Raw genomic sequence first — 16,107 nt, 5'->3', positions numbered from 1 at the left:
AAAAAGGACACTGGAAAAGTGCCGCGGACATTGGAGTTTCGCCCTTGCTTCCTATATAAGCGGTCAGTGATTCCTGAATAGATTGTGATCCGATTTGACCGACCAAAAAACACCGCGCGGCGCCGACGGCGGACCCACCGGCATCGAGCCGATCTCCATCATCGAGGAGATGCAGCGTTCCTATCTCGATTACGCCATGAGCGTGATCGTCAGCCGTGCGCTGCCCGACGTGCGCGACGGCCTGAAGCCGGTGCACCGCCGCATTCTCTACGCCGCCCATGAGAGCGGCTACCATTGGAACCGCAAATATGTGAAGTCGGCACGTCCTGTCGCCGACGTGATGGGTAAATACCATCCGCATGGCGATGCCTCGATCTATGACGCCTTGGTGCGCATGGCGCAGGACTGGTCGCTGCGCGTGCCGCTGATCGACGGGCAAGGCAATTTCGGTTCCATCGATGGCGATCCGCCGGCGGCGATGCGCTACACCGAATCGCGCCTGACCAAGGTCGCGCACGAGCTGTTGGAGGATATCGACAAGGACACCGTCGATTTCCAGGACACCTATGATGCTTCGGACACCGAGCCGAAGGTTCTGCCGGCGCGCTTTCCCAATCTGCTGGTCAACGGCTCGGGCGGCATCGCGGTCGGCATGGCCACCAACATCCCGCCGCACAATCTCGGTGAAGTCTGCAACGCCGCCATCGCCGTCATCGACAATCCAGCGATCGACTTGCCGGCGCTGATGGAGATCATTCCGGGTCCCGATTTCCCGACCGGCGGCATCGTGCTTGGCCGTTCCGGCATCTACAGCGCCTATTCGACCGGGCGCGGCTCCGTCGTCATGCGCGGCAAGGTCAATATCGAACAGCGCGGCAACGACCGCGAATCGATCATCATCACCGAGGTTCCCTACCAGGTGAACAAGGCCTCGATGATCGAGAAGATGGCCGAACTGGTGCGCGACAAGCGTATCGAGGGCATTTCCGACATCCGCGACGAAAGCGATCGCCAGGGCTACCGGGTCGTGGTTGAGCTGAAGCGCGACGCCGTCGCCGACGTGGTCCTCAACCAGCTTTACCGTTTCACGCCGCTGCAGACATCCTTTGGCGCCAATATGGTGGCGCTCAATGGCGGCAAGCCGGAGTTGCTGACGCTCACAGACATGCTGAAGGCGTTCGTCACCTTCCGCGAAGAAGTGATCAGCCGGCGGACAAAGTTCCTGCTGCGCAAGGCGCGCGACCGCGCCCATGTTCTGGTTGGCCTCGCCATCGCCGTCGCCAATATCGACGAGGTGATCAAGCTCATCCGCACCGCGCCGGATCCGCAGACGGCGCGCGAGCAGTTGATGGAGCGGCGCTGGCCCTCCGGCGATGTCGAATCGCTGATCCTGCTGATCGACGATCCGCGCCATCGCATCAATGAGGACGGCACCTACAATCTGTCCGAGGAACAGGCGCGCGCCATCCTCGAACTGCGCCTGCAGCGCCTGACCGCGCTTGGCCGCGACGAAATCGCCGATGAGTTGAACACGATCGGCGACGAGATCAAGGACTACCTCGACATCCTGTCGTCCCGCGCCCGAATCCAGCAGATCGTCAAGGACGAGCTCGCCGCCGTGCGCGACGAGTTCGGCACGCCACGCCGCACCGAGCTCACCGACGGTGGCGCGGACATGGAAGACGAGGACCTGATCCAGCGCGAGGACATGGTCGTGACGGTGAGCCATTCCGGCTACATCAAGCGCGTGCCGCTGTCGCTCTACCGGGCGCAGCGACGTGGCGGCAAGGGCCGCTCCGGCATGTCGACCAAGGAAGAGGATTTCGTCACAAGGCTGTTCGTCGCCAACACGCATACGCCGGTGCTGTTCTTCTCCTCGCGCGGCATCGTCTACAAGGAAAAGGTCTGGCGCCTGCCGATCGGCAACCCGCAGTCGCGAGGTAAGGCGCTGATCAACATGCTGCCGCTGGAGCAGGGCGAGCGCATCACCACCATCATGCCGCTGCCCGAGGACGAGACCAGCTGGGGCGATCTCGACGTGATGTTCGCCACGACGCGCGGCACCGTGCGCCGCAACAAACTGTCCGACTTCGTCCAGGTCAATCGCAACGGCAAGATCGCCATGAAGCTGGAGGAGGAGGGCGACGAGATTCTCGGCGTCGAGACCTGTACCGACAATGACGACGTGCTTTTGACGGCGAATTCGGGTCAGTGCATTCGCTTCTCCGTCGGCGACGTGCGCGTCTTCCAGAGCCGCAATTCGGTTGGCGTTCGCGGCATCACCATGGCTGAAACCGACCGCATCATCTCCATGTCGGTGATCGAGCATGTCAATGCTTCACCGGCGGAACGCGCCGCTTACCTCAAGCGGGCGGCGTCGGAGCGGCGGCTTGCCGCCGAGACGGCCGGAGAGGAAGAAGAGATCGCGCTCACCAATGAAGAGGTCGGCGAGGAGACGGAGCTTTCCGACGAGCGCTACGAATTCCTCAAGGCGCATGAACAGTATGTGCTGACGGTGACCGAATATGGCTACGGCAAGCGCTCTTCGTCCTACGATTTCCGGCTGACCGGACGCGGCGGCAAGGGCATTCGTGCCACCGACGTCTCGAAGACGGCCGAGATCGGCCGTCTGGTGGCGACCTTCCCGGTCGGCAATGACGATCAGATCATGCTGGTGTCGGACGGCGGCACCGTCATCCGGGTGCCTGTCAACGGCATCCGTTTCGCCAGCCGCGCCACCAAGGGCGTGACCATCTTCAACACGGCTGAAGGTGAAAAGGTGGTTTCGGTCGAGCGGATTTCGGAGCCGCAATCGGACGAGGAAGTGGAAGAGGCCGTCGAGAGTGGCACTGAATCCGATCCGACGACTGATGCCGGCCCGGATAGCGCCGAATAATCTTGGCCCAGACATAGCAACGCCGGCCTGATGGCCGGCGCGGCAGCAATGCGAGATTGACTTAGTAGTGGCGATACGGCTTGCGCGGGCCGAAGCCTTCGAAGCGCTTGGTGGTTGCCTTGACGCGGATGCGCTGTGCCTCCTGATGCAGCCCGAATACTGTGGCGATCAGCATGGCGACGGTCATTGCGGTGGCGAGCATGTAGATCAGCATATGCGTGTTCTCCTGCGCCTTACAACGGATAGATGGGATTTTGGTTTCATCTTATTAAGGTGCAACCTAGTGAACGCTGCGTGAAGGCTTCGTGATCAGCGTGTTCATCTGTCGTTCATGTGCCGGAAAAGGTTCACGGCCCGTGCGCCAATCGGATTTGCCTTTGTGAGAGAGGCTCGCTAGAAGCTGCGCCATGACCGAACGCATCGCCCTCTATGCCGGCTCTTTCGACCCGCTGACCAATGGCCATCTCGATGTGCTGAAGGCGTCACTGGCGGTTGCCGATATCGTTTATGCCGCGATCGGCATTCATCCGGGCAAGAAGCCGCTGTTTTCCTTCGAGGAACGGGTGAGGCTGATTGAAACCGCGACCAAGGCGGAATTTGGCAGCGATGGCGCCCGCATCAAGGTTGTCGCCTTCGATGGATTGGTTATCGACGCCGCCAGGAGAGAGGGGGCCTCGATCATGATCCGCGGCCTGCGCGACGGGACCGACCTCGACTACGAGATGCAGATGGCTGGCATGAACGAGACCATGGCGCCGGAGTTGCAGACCGTTTTTCTGCCCGCCAGCCCGTCGGTGCGCACCATTACCGCCACACTTGTGCGCCAGATAGCCTCGATGGGTGGCGACATCCGCCCCTTCGTGCCGGCTGCCGTTGCCGGCGCGCTCACCGCCAAATTCGCGAAATAGAAATTCCGGAGACCTTCCATGCAGCTGAAGAAGCTTGCCTCGTTCCTCGTCGTGCTTGCCGGTCTCGTGACCGCATCGGTCTCGGCCTATGCCGCCGACCCGGAAAACACCATGATCATCACGCTGAAGGGCGGCGACGTCACCATTGCGTTGCGCCCTGATCTGGCACCCAAGCATGTCGCGCAGATCAAGAAGCTCGTGCGTGATCATGCCTATGACAATGTCGCTTTCCACCGCGTCATCGGCGGCTTCATGGCGCAGACCGGCGACGTCAAGTTCGGCAACATGGAGAAGGGATTTAACGCCCAGGCCGTCGGCACCGGCGGCTCGGACCTGCCTGATCTGCCGGCCGAATTCTCGCAGACCGAGCACTACAAGCGCGGCGTGGTCGGCATGGCCCGTTCGCAGGATCCGAACTCCGCCAATTCGCAGTTCTTCATCATGTTCGCACCGGCACCGCCGCTCGATGGCCAGTACACCATCGTCGGCAATGTCGTCAGCGGCATGGACCTGGTGGACAAGATCAAGAAGGGCGACGAGGCGGACAATGGCACGGTCACCGATCCCGACCGGATGATCAAGGTGCGCATCGCCGCCGACAAATAGTTCCATTTTACAAAAGGATATCTGACATGGCTGAGATCAAGGACCGCGAGAACGCGCTCATCATGGAAACGACCAAGGGCAAGGTCGTCATCGAACTGTTTCCCGATTTGGCCCCCGGCCATGTCGCCCGTATCAAGGAACTGGCGCGCGAAGGCGCCTATGACGGCGTGGTCTTCCACCGCGTCATCGAGGGCTTCATGGCGCAGACCGGCGACGTCAAGTTCGGCAATTCGAGCAAGCCCTCCTTCGCGCCGTCGCGCGCGGGCATGGGCGGCTCGGAAAAGCCCGACCTGAAGGCTGAATTCTCCAACGCCAATCACGGCCGCGGAACCTGCTCGATGGCCCGTTCGCAGAACCCGAACTCGGCCAACTCGCAGTTCTTCATCTGCTTCGACGATGCCGCGTTCCTCAACCGCCAGTACACGGTCTGGGGCCAGGTCATCGAAGGCATGGACAATGTCGACAAGATCAAGCGCGGCGAGCCGGTGCAGGATCCCGACAAGATCGTGTCGCTGAAGGTCGCGGCGGACGTCAAGTAAGGCGAAACGACAATGATGGGCGTCGTCTGGTCCCTTCTCGGCATCCTGTCCGGCGCCTTCATTGCCATTCAGGCGCCGATCAACTCGCAGCTGGCGCGCGGCCTGGGTCTCCCGGTCGCGGCGGCCGCGTTTTCGTTCCTGTCGGGTGCGATCGTGCTTGGCATCATCTCGGTCACCGTGGTGAAGCTGCAAGGCATCTCGCTCGACTGGAAGGCCCCGGCGCCATGGCTGTTCGTCGCCGGCGGCATGCTCGGCGGCTTTTATGTCACGCTCTCCACCATCCTGACGCCGCGCATCGGCGCCGCCGCGCTGATGGCATTCCTGGTGGCTGGTCAGTTGCTCGCCGGCGTGCTCATCGACCGCGTCGGCTTCCTTGGAGTCGCGGTGCGTGAAATCTCGCTCGGCCGCATCGCCGGGGCAGTGCTGCTCTTGGCCGGAGCGCTGCTCGTCCGGTTGTTTTGAGCCCCGATGCGCGTCGACCTCTTCGACTTCGACCTGCCGGAGGAGCGCATCGCGCTTCGCCCGGCGGAACCGCGCGACAGCGCCAGGATGCTGGTGGTCAAGCCGGGCGAAGGGCTGGAAGGCCGGACCGTCGGCGACCTGCCATCCTTGCTCCGTGCCGGCGACGTGCTGGTCTTCAACGACACCAAGGTCATCCCCGCACAGCTCAAGGGCATCAGGCGGCGTGGCGGGGCAGAGGCGCAGGTCGAGGCCACGCTGCACATGCGCGTGGCGCCGGATCGATGGCTGGCGTTCATGCGGCCGGGCAAGCGTATTGCCGCCGGCGACCTCATCCATTTCGGCCATGATGGCAATTCCTGTTTCCTCGGCCAGCTCGACGCGACTGTGATCGAGAAGGGCGAGGGCGGCGAAGCGTTGCTTGGCTTCGACCTAGCGGGGCCTTTCCTCGATGAGGCGCTGCACGCCGTCGGCCACATCCCGCTGCCGCCCTATATCGCCTCGAAGCGCGATGACGACGAGCGCGATCGCGCCGATTACCAGACCATCTATGCCCGGGAGGAAGGTGCGGTAGCAGCACCCACCGCCGGCCTGCATTTCACGCCGGAGCTTTTCGCGGCGCTCGACGCCAAGGGGATCGAGCGCCATTTCGTCACGCTGCATGTCGGCGCCGGTACGTTCCTGCCGGTGAAGGCGGACGATACATCAGACCACAAGATGCACGCCGAGATCGGCTCGGTCAGCGCAGCGACAGCCAGGGCGCTCAACGCGGCCAAGGCGAGGGGCGGGCGTATCATTGCCGTCGGTACGACGTCGTTGCGCCTGCTGGAGAGCGCGGCGCGTGAGGACGGCAAGCTCGCTGCCTGGTCCGGCCCCACCGATATCTTCATCACGCCCGGCTACCGTTTTCGCACCGCCGACATGCTGATGACCAATTTCCATCTGCCGCGCTCGACATTGTTCATGCTGGTCTCGGCCTTCAGCGGCCTCGACACGATGCGAGCGGCCTATGCGCACGCCATCGAGAGCGGCTACAGGTTCTATTCCTATGGAGACGCCAGTCTTCTGTTCAGGGAGGAGAACGATGGACGATGATCTGCAAACCCTCGATCGCGAAAGCCTTGTCGCGGAAGTGAAAAAGCTGCGCGCCGGCATCCGCGCCCACCGCGATACTTCGGGCCATGATCTTTGCTGGCATCACCCCGACCTGTGGGACCTGCTGCCTGAAAAGACCGAGCCGGCGATCGCCGTGCCGCCCTGGCCAAAATTTATGCGCGGCTGCATCCAATACCGCCAGTCGCTCGACAGGCAGGCGCCGGATGCCCCGGTCCACGACAAGGAATTCAATGGCTGAGACGTTCACCTTCAAGGTTCTGGCGACCGACGGAAGGGCGCGGCGTGGCCTGATTGACATGCCGCGCGGCGAAATCCGCACGCCGGCCTTCATGCCGGTCGGCACCGGCGGCACGGTCAAGGCCATGTATATGGACCAGGTGCGCGGCGTCGGCGCCGACATCATCCTGGGCAACACCTATCACCTGATGTTGCGCCCCGGCGCCGAGCGCGTGGCGCGGCTTGGCGGGCTGCACGAATTCGCCCGCTGGCCGCACCCGATCCTGACCGACAGCGGCGGTTTCCAGGTGATGTCGCTGTCGAAGCTGAGGAAGCTGACGGAAAAGGGCGTCACCTTCCGCTCGCATATCGACGGCGCCGCCTATGAGATGTCGCCGGAACGGTCGATCGAGATCCAGGGATTGCTCGATTCCGACATCCAGATGCAGCTCGACGAATGCACGGCGCTGCCGGCCGAATTGAAAGAGATCGAGCGCGCCATGGAACTGTCGCTGCGCTGGGCCGAGCGCTGCAAGACGGCGTTCGGCGACCAGCCGGGCAAGGCGATGTTCGGTATCGTGCAGGGCGGTGACAATGCAACACTCAGGGTGCGTTCGGCGCAGGCACTGGGCGCGATGAACCTCAAGGGCTATGCGGTTGGCGGCCTGGCTGTCGGCGAACCGCAAGCCGTGATGCTCGACATGCTCGACATCACCTGTCCCGAACTGCCCGCGGACAAGCCGCGCTATCTCATGGGCGTCGGCACGCCGGACGATATCTTGAAATCAGTGGCGCGCGGCATCGACATGTTCGACTGCGTGATGCCGACGCGGGCTGGCCGGCACGGCCTTGCCTATACCAGGCGCGGCAAGGTCAATCTGCGCAACGCCCGGCATGCCGACGATCCGCGCCCGCTCGACGAAGAAAGTGATTGCCCCGCCGCGCGCGCCTATTCGCGCGCCTATCTACACCATCTCGTGCGTTCGCAGGAGGCGCTGGGCGCGATGCTGCTGACCTGGAACAATCTGTCCTATTATCAGAAGTTGATGCAGGACATCCGGGCCGCGATCGAAGCCGGCGCCTTCGAGGCGCGTGGAGCCGAGATCACCGAGGGCTGGGCCAGGGGCGATATCCCGGCGCTGTAACGCCCCGGTGCCGTAGCCGTTCAGGTGCTGAGCGAGTTCGATGCCCGCAAGCTGCAGCCGGTGATCTGGAATGTGCCGTCAGGCTGCTGCTGCAGCGTATAGACCGCCTCATAATCCTTGCCGTCGGGACCGACGATCAGCACCTGCTGGACGATCGAACCGGGACCAGTCTGCTCGACCTTGCCGAAAGCGTAGGACTGCGGCTTGCGCACAGGCGGGTAGCCATTGGTCACCATGTTCATGAAGGCATCGACGGTCGGGAAGACCTGCTTCACGTTCGGAGCGGCGAAGCTGTAGGCCTTGGCGCCGTCATTGGCGATGAGCGCCTTCAATTGACCGTCGATGACGGCCTGGCCAGCCTGGACCTCGGCATCTCCGGCAAATGCCGGGGAAGCCAGCATGAGCGAAACGAACGCGAATGCGAAAATGCCGCGGCGCATGGCCTGTCTCCGCCGTCCCTCGAACCGCCTCCAGAAGTTTTCAGGAGACATCCTAACATACGCGCGAGGGCGCTTCACGGTTTCAGCGGCCGCCGATATTCGTACTCGTCCCGCCGGATTCCTTATGCTTAAGCCTCCTTTAAGATGGGGCGCTCATCGTACATTCGGGGAAGGAGCGTGCAATGGGACACATGATTTTCACGCATCCGGTTGGTAGACGCCTGTTGCTGAAAGGTGCCGCCAGTCTTGTCGCCCTGGCGCCGCTGCCGGCCTGGGCGAGGGCGGCACCGACTGTCACCGAGGTGGCCTTCGATCCGGCGATCCCGGCACTGGGCAATCCCGAGGGCGATGTGACCATCGCCGAATTCGTCGATTATCAATGCCCTATCTGCAAGCTGGTCTTTGTCGAGCTGAAGAAGCTGATGGCCGAGGATGGCGGCATCCGGCTGGTGATGAAGGACTGGCCGATCTTTGGCGATGTCTCGCGCGACGCCGCAAGGATGGCTTTGTCGGCCGGCGACCGCTATGCAGCCGCGGTGGATGCGCTGATGGCCAATGAGCGTGGGCTTTCCGAGCGTCGGACCGACGATATTCTCGGATCTGTCGGCGTCGAGGTTGCAAAGGCGCGCACCGGTCTCGCCGGCCACCAGCCGCGGATCGATGCCTTGCTGTCGCGCAACGACGCCCAGGCCGCGGCGTTCAGGCTGCAGGGTACGCCGGCATTGGTGATCGGTGGCAGGCTGTTCAAGCGCGGCATGCCGGTTGCGGAGCTGCGCGAGGCCGTGGCCAGGGCTCGCGCCGGCTAAGTGCGGATTCCAACGCTTGAAAGCCCGCCTCCAGTCTGCCAGAAGGGCCGCTTGGACCTGGAAGTTTAGCGGGACGAAGCCATGAAGGCGTTTTTCGTGCAGATCAAATGCGAGCTGGGCAAATCCTATGAGGTTGCCAGCGCGCTTGCCGACGCCGAGATCGCCTCGGAAATCTACTCCACCGCCGGCAATTACGATCTGCTCGCCAAATTCTATGTCGACGATGAGGAAGACGTCGGCCATTTCGTCAATGAGAAGGTGCAGATTCTCCCCGGCATCAAGGACACGTTCACCGTCGTCACCTTCCGCGCCTTCTAGCAGCTCGAGGCGCTTGCCCGGGCACGAGGCAAAGGCTGATCAAGCGCTTGTTGCGGCTGCCTTAATTTTAGGCAGCCGCAACATACTGATCGTCCGCTTACCCCAAATCATCGATTGCGCTTGATTTTCTCGGGCGACGCCAGTGAAATGGCGTCACAGGGGAGTATGCGATTGGCAGCGTTCGATGAAATGCTTCCGGAGGTATCCGGACTGAGAAGACCGTATTCGGCTTACGATCGCTGGCTGAAGGAGCAGGATCCAGCCAGGCTTACCGAGAAGATGCAGGACGCCGAACGCGTCTTCCGCAAGACCGGCATCACCTTCGCCGTCTATGGCGAGCAGGAAGCCTCCGAACGGCTGATCCCATTCGATATCGTCCCACGCATCATTTCAGGCAATGAGTGGCGCAGGCTGACGCAAGGCATCGAGCAGCGCGTGCAGGCTCTGAACGCCTTCCTCGACGACATCTACCATCGCCAGGAAATCCTGCGCGCCGGCCGCGTCCCCCGGGACCTGATCGCCAAAAACGAGGCTTTCCTGCCGGAGATGATCGGCGTGCGGCCGCCGGCCGGCGTCTACACGCACATCATCGGCGTCGATATCGTGCGCATCAGCGAGGACGAATTCTACGTTCTGGAAGACAATGCGCGCACCCCGTCCGGTGTCTCCTACATGCTGGAGAACCGCGAAACGATGATGCAGCTCTTTCCCGAGCTGTTCCAGAAGATCAAGGTGCGGCCGGTGGAGAACTACCCGCAGCTGCTGCGCCAGTCGCTGGCGGCGGTTCGCCCGCAGAGCACGAAGGGCGCGCCGACCATCGCCGTGCTGACACCCGGCAGCTTCAATTCCGCCTATTTCGAACACGCTTTCCTGGCCGACCAGATGGGTGTGCAACTGGTGGAGGGCCAGGATCTGCGGGTCGTCGACGGCCATGTCGCGATGCGCACCACCGAAGGCTACAAGCAGATCGACGTGCTTTACCGCCGCGTCGATGATTCCTTCCTCGACCCACTGACCTTTCGGCCGGATTCGGCGCTTGGCATACCCGGCATCATGGATATCTACCGCGCCGGCAACATCACCATCGCCAACGCGCCGGGAACCGGCATTGCCGACGACAAGGCGATCTATTCCTACATGCCCGAGATCGTCGAATTCTATACCGGCCGCAAGGCAATCCTCGGCAACATCCCGACCTGGCGCTGTTCGGAGCCGGACAGCCTGAAATACGTGCTCGAACACATCCACGAACTGGTGATCAAGGAAGTCCATGGCTCGGGCGGCTACGGCATGCTGGTCGGGCCGGCGGCGACCAAGAAGGAATGCCAGGATTTTGCCAAGAAGCTGCAGGCCAAACCGTCTAATTACATCGCCCAGCCGACGCTTGCCCTCTCAACCTGCCCGATCCTGACTGAAAAGGGCCTGGCGCCGCGTCACGTCGACTTGCGGCCTTATGTTCTGGTTTCCGACCGCATCCAGATCGTACCTGGTGGGCTGACGCGCGTCGCGCTCAAGGAAGGCTCGCTGGTCGTCAATTCCTCGCAAGGCGGCGGCACCAAGGATACCTGGGTGCTGGATGATTGAGATGAGTGCGTAGGGACTAGTCAGTCGTGAGGCAAAGAGGGACGAAATGCCATATTCTATTGAGATTCAAGCGCTTGCGATTTCCTACTCACTATTCCCTGCTCACTAGCCCGAAAGGCCTGACATGCTTCTAGGCCGCACCGCCAACGGGCTCTACTGGATGAACCGCTACATCGAGCGGGCGGAAAACATGGCGCGGCTGGTCGATGCCGGCCTGCGGATGGCGCTGACCCGCACCCAAAGCGCGTCGGAGGAATGGAATTCGGTCCTGCTGAGTGCCGGCTCCGATGCCGCCTTCACCCAGAAATACCAGGACTACACCGCCTCCAATGTCTCCGATTTCCTGTTGCGCGACACCTCGAACCCGTCGAGCACGATGTCGTCGATCGAGACGGCCCGCAACAATGCCCGCATGGTGCGCACCGCGCTGACACGCGAAACGTGGGAAAGCATCAATGAAGCATGGATGGCGTTGAAGCGGATGCTGGCGAGGCCGATCGACGAGCGCGACCTGCCAAGCGTGCTCGACGCCATCAAGCGCGAGACGGCGCTGATCCGTGGCTCGTTCTACGGCACCATGCTGCGCAACGAGATCTTCGATTTCTCGCAGCTCGGCACCTATGTCGAGCGCGCAGACAACACGGCGCGTATCCTCGACGTGAAATACTATGTGCTTTTGCCGTCGATCTCCTGGGTCGGCTCCAGCCTTGATAATTACCAGTGGGAATCGATCCTGCGCTCGGTGTCGGCGCATCGCTCCTATCGCTGGGTCTACGATGCCGACTACAAGCCGACCAACATTGCCGACTACCTGATCCTCAACGTCCGCATGCCACGATCGCTGACCTTCTGCTATCGCTTCCTGGCGGAACATCTGAAATTTCTCTCCGATGACTATGGCGAGCGCCATGCCTGCCACGCGACGGCGGAGAAAACGCAGGCGATGCTGAGGGCGGGGTCGATCAAGGACATATTCGACGCCGGCCTGCATGAGTTCCTGGCCGGGTTCATTCGCGATAACACAAGGCTCGGCGACGAGATCGCGCTGGACTACAGGTTTTATTGAGCATGATTGAACGTGGACACCGGTTTTCGCTAGAGATCATGCACGCGAACGGAAGATAGCCATGCGGCTGAAAATCACCCACCGGACCGAATACCGCTACGACGCGCCGGTGCAATATCTGCTCCAGCGGCTTCGTCTGCTGCCCGTGAGCGGGCCGACGCAGACCGTGCTGTCCTGGGCGCTAAAGGTCGAAGGCGCGCGCGAGGAGGTGCGATTTACCGACCACTACGGCAACGATACCAGGCTGTTGAGCGTCGAGGGTGACCACGACTTCATTACGGTCGAGGCGTCGGGCGAGGTGGTGACGCGCGATACGTCGGGTGTTTGCGGGCCGCATCAGGGCTTCGCACCACTCTGGTTGTTCGCGCAGGAGACCGCCTTGACCACCATAGGCGACGGCATCCGTGCCCTTGCCGAGGCGGTCGGCAAGGGCACCGACCTTGAAAGACTGCATCGGCTGATGGCCGCCATCGGCGAGCGCGTCGCCTACACGCCAGGAACCACCAATGCGACGACGTCGGCCGAGCAAGCCTTGGTGCTGAAAACCGGGGTTTGCCAGGACCATAGCCACGTCTTTGCCGCCGCGGCGCGTGCGATGGGGTTTCCGGCCCGCTATGTCAGCGGCTATTTGATGATGGATGCGGCTGTCGAGCAGGCGGCAAGTCACGCCTGGGCCGAAGCGCATGTTCCGGGCCTCGGCTGGGTTGCCTTCGATCCCGCCAACGGTATTTCTCCCGACGAACGCTATGTGAAGGTGGCCACCGGCCGCGACTATCGCGACGCTTCGCCGGTGTCGGGAATTCGACTGGGACAGGCGGAAGAACTGCTTGCGGTCACGGTCACGGTAGAGCAGTAATCCCCCAGGGATTACCGTTTCAAGAGATTCCATGACCTATTGCGTCGGCCTCAAGATCGATCGCGGGCTCGTGTTCATGTCGGACACGCGCACGAATGCCGGCATGGATTCGATCTCGACCTTCAAGAAGATGCATGTCTGGGAGCAGCCGGGCGAGCGCGTCATCGTGCTGATGTCGGCCGGCAATCTGGCGACGACGCAAGCGGTGGTCAGCCTGCTCGACGAGCGCACCAAGGCGGTGACAGACCGTCACGAGAAGCTGCTCGAAACGCCGTCCATGTACCAGACGGTGCGGCTGGTCGGCGACACGGTGAAAGAGGTGATCGAGCAATCGTCGCCGGCCGGCGAAAAGGCTGATTCCTATTTCAACGCCTCCTTCATCCTGGGCGGGCAGATCAAGGGCAGCCCGCCGCGCCTGTTCATGATCTACCCCGAAGGCAATTTCATCGAATCGACCGACGACACGCCGTTCTTCCAGATCGGTGAGACCAAATATGGCAAGCCGATCATCATCCGCGCCTATGAGCGCACGATGAGCCTGGCCGAGACGGTGAAGCTGCTTCTGGTGTCGTTCGATTCCACGTTGAAATCCAACCTGTCGGTTGGCCTGCCTCTCGACCTGCTCTTCCTGGAGCAGGATGCCTTCAAGGTTGGGCTGAAGAAGCGGATCGGGCAGGACGATCCTTATTACCGCACGATCTCCGACGGATGGTCGAATGCGCTGAAGACGGCCTTCGCCAGCCTGCCAGATTTCCCTGGCTAGGAGGCCGCGGAGTCCGCGGCTCTTTTTAAAAGCCGGGCGATGGGTGCTGGCGTGGCGATCATGCGGGGAGGGCAGGATGAACAACGACGATTTCCGGCAATGGTCGCATCGCGCCGCCGAGTGGGGCGCCGACTACCGCAACAATCTGCGTGAGCGGCCGGTGCGGCCACGGGTCGAGCCGGGCGACATTTTCAGGAGCATTGAAGCGTCGCCACCCGAAGACCCGGAACCGATGGACAGGATCTTCGCCGACTTCGAAGCCAAGATCGTACCGGGCATGACCCATTGGCAGCATCCGCGCTTCTTCGCCTACTTTCCAGCCAACGCGGCGCCGGTCTCGGTGGTGGCGGAGTATCTGGTGTCGGCGATGGCCGCGCAATGCATGCTCTGGCAGACATCGCCGGCCGCAACCGAGCTCGAAACCCGCACCGTGGACTGGATGCGCCAGGCGCTGGGCCTGCCGGAAGGCTTTTCCGGCGTCATCCAGGATTCGGCCTCTTCGGCGACGCTCAATGCGGTGCTGACCATGCGCGAGCGGGGGCTGGACTGGCAGGGCAACAAAAAGGGACTGGCCGGGCAGGAGCGGTTGCGCGTCTATTGCTCGGATCAGGTGCACACTTCGATCGATCGGGCGATCTGGGTGTCAGGCATAGGCGAGGACAATCTCGTGCGCATTCCGGTCGCCGGCCGTTTTCGCGCCATGGATACGGCGGCTCTCGAAGCGGCCATCATCGCCGACCGGAAAGCCGGCATGCTGCCCGCGGGCATCGTCGCCAGCGTCGGCGGCACCAGCACCGGCGGCACGGACGATATCGCAGCGGTCGCGACGGTCGCGGGGCGGCACGGGCTCTACCTGCATGTGGATGCCGCCTGGGCCGGGTCGGCGATGATCTGCCCGGAGTTTCGCCATTTCTGGGCCGGCGCCGAGCTGGCGGATTCCATCGTCTTCAACCCCCACAAATGGCTGGGCGCGCAATTCGACTGCTCGATACAGTTCATTCGCCAGCCCGAGGACCTCGTTCGCACGCTGGCCATAAAGCCCGAATTCCTCAAGACACATGGCCGCGACGGCATCATCAATTACTCCGAATGGTCGGTGCCGCTCGGCCGACGCTTCCGCGCCCTGAAACTTTGGTTCCTGCTGCGTGCCCACGGGCTGGAGAATCTGCGCGCCATGATCCGCAACCATGTCGCCTGGAGCGAAGGCCTCTCCGCGCGCCTCGCCCGCGAGCCGGATTTCGAGATCGTCACCGAGCCGATGCTGTCGCTGTTTTCATTCCGCCATGCCGCTCCCACCGGCACCGAGCCCGACAGTCACAATCTTCGCCTGGTCAATGCCATCAACGATGACGGCCGCATCTACCTGACGCAGACCAGTGTGAATGGCCGCGTCGCCATCCGCTTCCAGGTCGGCCAGTTCGAGGCAACCGCCGCCGATGTCGATTCGGCTTTTGCCGTCATCACCGAAATCGCGCGTAGCCTGACCTGAACCGGGCTTGTGGAGTTGTGCCGGAGTTTGCCTTTGCAATCATGTGATTTCCATTAGCCGGCTTATACCCTTTCATCGTTTTCGTTTTCAGTTATAATCAAGAAAAACGAAAAGGGGAGGTTGTGAAATGTATCTGTCGCCGCGCCATGCCGAAATCATCCAGATGGCCAAGGACAATGGCCGTGTGCTGGTCGACGATCTGGCGACCCATTTCAACGTGACGCCGCAGACCATTCGCAAGGATCTCAACGATCTCTGCGACCAGCGCCTGCTTTCGCGCATCCACGGCGGCGCTTTGTTCCCGTCCGGCATCGAGAACATGGAGTATGAGGCAAGGCGCAAGATCGCGGCCGACGAGAAGGAAGCGATCGGCCGCGCGGCGGCCAGGCTTATCCCCGACAACGCCTCGCTGTTCATCAACATCGGCACCACGACGGAAGCCGTCAGCAAGGCATTGCTCGACCACAACGGTCTGATGGTCATCACCAATAACATCAATGTTGCCAATAGGATGCGCATATATCCGTCGATCGAGGTGGTGATCGCGGGCGGGGTTGTGCGTGGTTCCGACGGCGGCGTCGTCGGCGAGGCGGCGGTCGATTTCATCAGGCAGTTCAAGGTCGATTATGCTGTCATCGGCGCCTCGGCTATCGATCATGATGGCGCGTTGCTCGATTTCGATTTTCGCGAGGTGAAGGTGGCGCAAGCGATCATCGCCAATGCAAGGCATGTCATCCTGGTGTCCGACCAGACCAAATTCGAGCGTACGGCGCCGGTGCGGATCGGCCATCTGTCCCAGGTAAACACCTTCATCACCGACCGCTGCGACATTGCCTCGGTGCGCAGGATCTGCCAGGAGGCCGAGGTTCAACTGATCGAGACGTCGCTCGGCTAAGCGCT

General features: G+C 62.2%; 18 protein-coding genes. 16 read left to right on the top strand and 2 right to left on the bottom strand.

The window, feature by feature from the left end; all coding sequences use genetic code 11:
* The first annotated feature begins 94 nt into the window (after positions 1–94).
* Positions 95–2,896, top strand: a complete 2,802-nt coding sequence (gene gyrA, locus LB564_RS03045) for a DNA gyrase subunit A (protein WP_224534833.1) — start codon at positions 95–97, stop codon at positions 2,894–2,896.
* A 61-nt stretch (positions 2,897–2,957) separates the two neighbouring features.
* Here the strand turns inward: gyrA and LB564_RS03040 are convergent, their stop codons facing one another.
* Positions 2,958–3,110, bottom strand: a complete 153-nt coding sequence (locus LB564_RS03040) for a hypothetical protein (protein ID WP_019858284.1) — start codon at positions 3,108–3,110, stop codon at positions 2,958–2,960.
* Between the two features lie 193 nt (positions 3,111–3,303).
* Here LB564_RS03040 and coaD point away from each other — a divergent pair, with 193 nt between their 5' ends.
* The 7 genes from coaD (at position 3,304) to tgt (ending at position 7,885) form a co-directional block, all read left to right on the top strand.
* Positions 3,304–3,804 (top strand): pantetheine-phosphate adenylyltransferase, encoded by a 501-nt coding sequence (coaD, locus tag LB564_RS03035; RefSeq protein ID WP_224534832.1) that lies wholly within the window; start codon positions 3,304–3,306, stop codon positions 3,802–3,804.
* A 111-nt stretch (positions 3,805–3,915) separates the two neighbouring features.
* Positions 3,916–4,410, top strand: a complete 495-nt coding sequence (locus tag LB564_RS03030) for a peptidylprolyl isomerase (RefSeq protein WP_224535410.1) — start codon at positions 3,916–3,918, stop codon at positions 4,408–4,410.
* 26 nt (positions 4,411–4,436) lie between these two features.
* Positions 4,437–4,949, top strand: coding sequence for a peptidylprolyl isomerase (locus LB564_RS03025; RefSeq protein ID WP_015317720.1), 513 nt, complete (start codon positions 4,437–4,439; stop codon positions 4,947–4,949).
* A 12-nt stretch (positions 4,950–4,961) separates the two neighbouring features.
* A complete protein-coding gene (locus LB564_RS03020; RefSeq protein ID WP_224534830.1) occupies positions 4,962–5,411 on the top strand; it encodes a DMT family transporter in 450 nt (149 codons plus the stop codon).
* Between the two features lie 6 nt (positions 5,412–5,417).
* A complete protein-coding gene (gene queA / locus LB564_RS03015; RefSeq protein ID WP_224534828.1) occupies positions 5,418–6,503 on the top strand; it encodes a tRNA preQ1(34) S-adenosylmethionine ribosyltransferase-isomerase QueA in 1,086 nt (361 codons plus the stop codon).
* Positions 6,493–6,762, top strand: a complete 270-nt coding sequence (locus LB564_RS03010; protein ID WP_135880445.1) for a hypothetical protein — start codon at positions 6,493–6,495, stop codon at positions 6,760–6,762. Before queA ends, LB564_RS03010 begins: the two co-directional genes overlap by 11 nt.
* Positions 6,755–7,885 carry a tRNA guanosine(34) transglycosylase Tgt gene (gene tgt / locus LB564_RS03005; RefSeq protein ID WP_224534827.1) on the top strand — a complete coding sequence of 377 codons (1,131 nt, stop codon included), beginning with the start codon at positions 6,755–6,757 and terminating at the stop codon, positions 7,883–7,885. Before LB564_RS03010 ends, tgt begins: the two co-directional genes overlap by 8 nt.
* A 20-nt stretch (positions 7,886–7,905) precedes the next feature.
* Here tgt and LB564_RS03000 read toward each other — a convergent pair whose 3' ends face one another.
* The gene (locus LB564_RS03000; RefSeq protein WP_224534824.1) at positions 7,906–8,325 is read right to left on the bottom strand and encodes a DUF4864 domain-containing protein; all 420 of its coding nucleotides are present in this window, start codon (positions 8,323–8,325) and stop codon (positions 7,906–7,908) included.
* A 182-nt stretch (positions 8,326–8,507) separates the two neighbouring features.
* Here LB564_RS03000 and LB564_RS02995 point away from each other — a divergent pair, with 182 nt between their 5' ends.
* From LB564_RS02995 to LB564_RS02960, 8 genes are all read left to right on the top strand, one after another.
* Positions 8,508–9,131 (top strand): DsbA family protein, encoded by a 624-nt coding sequence (locus tag LB564_RS02995; protein ID WP_224534822.1) that lies wholly within the window; start codon positions 8,508–8,510, stop codon positions 9,129–9,131.
* A gap of 81 nt (positions 9,132–9,212) precedes the next feature.
* Positions 9,213–9,449 carry an Lrp/AsnC family transcriptional regulator gene (locus LB564_RS02990; protein ID WP_010909609.1) on the top strand — a complete coding sequence of 79 codons (237 nt, stop codon included), beginning with the start codon at positions 9,213–9,215 and terminating at the stop codon, positions 9,447–9,449.
* 171 nt (positions 9,450–9,620) lie between these two features.
* Positions 9,621–11,033 carry a circularly permuted type 2 ATP-grasp protein gene (locus LB564_RS02985; protein WP_224534820.1) on the top strand — a complete coding sequence of 471 codons (1,413 nt, stop codon included), beginning with the start codon at positions 9,621–9,623 and terminating at the stop codon, positions 11,031–11,033.
* A 124-nt stretch (positions 11,034–11,157) separates the two neighbouring features.
* Positions 11,158–12,099 (top strand): alpha-E domain-containing protein, encoded by a 942-nt coding sequence (locus LB564_RS02980; RefSeq protein ID WP_224534819.1) that lies wholly within the window; start codon positions 11,158–11,160, stop codon positions 12,097–12,099.
* Positions 12,100–12,160: 61 nt separating this feature from the next.
* A complete protein-coding gene (locus tag LB564_RS02975; RefSeq protein ID WP_224534817.1) occupies positions 12,161–12,955 on the top strand; it encodes a transglutaminase domain-containing protein in 795 nt (264 codons plus the stop codon).
* 31 nt (positions 12,956–12,986) lie between these two features.
* On the top strand, positions 12,987–13,718 hold the full coding sequence (locus tag LB564_RS02970; RefSeq protein ID WP_140701422.1) for a peptidase: 732 nt from the start codon (positions 12,987–12,989) through the stop codon (positions 13,716–13,718).
* A 76-nt stretch (positions 13,719–13,794) separates the two neighbouring features.
* Positions 13,795–15,207 (top strand): pyridoxal phosphate-dependent decarboxylase family protein, encoded by a 1,413-nt coding sequence (locus tag LB564_RS02965; RefSeq protein WP_224534816.1) that lies wholly within the window; start codon positions 13,795–13,797, stop codon positions 15,205–15,207.
* A 127-nt stretch (positions 15,208–15,334) separates the two neighbouring features.
* Complete coding sequence (locus LB564_RS02960) at positions 15,335–16,102, top strand: DeoR/GlpR family DNA-binding transcription regulator (protein ID WP_140701420.1); 768 nt, start codon at positions 15,335–15,337, stop codon at positions 16,100–16,102.
* Positions 16,103–16,107 lie beyond the last annotated feature (5 nt).

This window comes from Mesorhizobium sp. ES1-6 (assembly GCF_020164775.1).
In the GTDB taxonomy this organism is placed as follows: domain Bacteria; phylum Pseudomonadota; class Alphaproteobacteria; order Rhizobiales; family Rhizobiaceae; genus Mesorhizobium.
The sequence above is the reverse complement of the archived record's forward strand: the minus strand, read 5'-3'. Positions and strand labels throughout refer to the sequence as shown.

Coding starts and splice junctions, on each gene's coding strand:
- LB564_RS03000 (WP_224534824.1), bottom strand. CDS start 8,325: ATGCGCCGCGGCATTTTCGCATTCGCGTTCGTTTCGCTCATGCTGGCT.
- LB564_RS03040 (WP_019858284.1), bottom strand. CDS start 3,110: ATGCTGATCTACATGCTCGCCACCGCAATGACCGTCGCCATGCTGATC.
- LB564_RS02980 (WP_224534819.1), top strand. CDS start 11,158: ATGCTTCTAGGCCGCACCGCCAACGGGCTCTACTGGATGAACCGCTAC.
- LB564_RS02960 (WP_140701420.1), top strand. CDS start 15,335: ATGTATCTGTCGCCGCGCCATGCCGAAATCATCCAGATGGCCAAGGAC.
- LB564_RS03030 (WP_224535410.1), top strand. CDS start 3,916: ATGATCATCACGCTGAAGGGCGGCGACGTCACCATTGCGTTGCGCCCT.
- LB564_RS02990 (WP_010909609.1), top strand. CDS start 9,213: ATGAAGGCGTTTTTCGTGCAGATCAAATGCGAGCTGGGCAAATCCTAT.
- LB564_RS03010 (WP_135880445.1), top strand. CDS start 6,493: ATGGACGATGATCTGCAAACCCTCGATCGCGAAAGCCTTGTCGCGGAA.
- tgt (WP_224534827.1), top strand. CDS start 6,755: ATGGCTGAGACGTTCACCTTCAAGGTTCTGGCGACCGACGGAAGGGCG.
- coaD (WP_224534832.1), top strand. CDS start 3,304: ATGACCGAACGCATCGCCCTCTATGCCGGCTCTTTCGACCCGCTGACC.
- LB564_RS03025 (WP_015317720.1), top strand. CDS start 4,437: ATGGCTGAGATCAAGGACCGCGAGAACGCGCTCATCATGGAAACGACC.
- LB564_RS02965 (WP_224534816.1), top strand. CDS start 13,795: ATGAACAACGACGATTTCCGGCAATGGTCGCATCGCGCCGCCGAGTGG.
- LB564_RS03020 (WP_224534830.1), top strand. CDS start 4,962: ATGATGGGCGTCGTCTGGTCCCTTCTCGGCATCCTGTCCGGCGCCTTC.
- LB564_RS02995 (WP_224534822.1), top strand. CDS start 8,508: ATGGGACACATGATTTTCACGCATCCGGTTGGTAGACGCCTGTTGCTG.
- LB564_RS02970 (WP_140701422.1), top strand. CDS start 12,987: ATGACCTATTGCGTCGGCCTCAAGATCGATCGCGGGCTCGTGTTCATG.
- queA (WP_224534828.1), top strand. CDS start 5,418: ATGCGCGTCGACCTCTTCGACTTCGACCTGCCGGAGGAGCGCATCGCG.
- LB564_RS02975 (WP_224534817.1), top strand. CDS start 12,161: ATGCGGCTGAAAATCACCCACCGGACCGAATACCGCTACGACGCGCCG.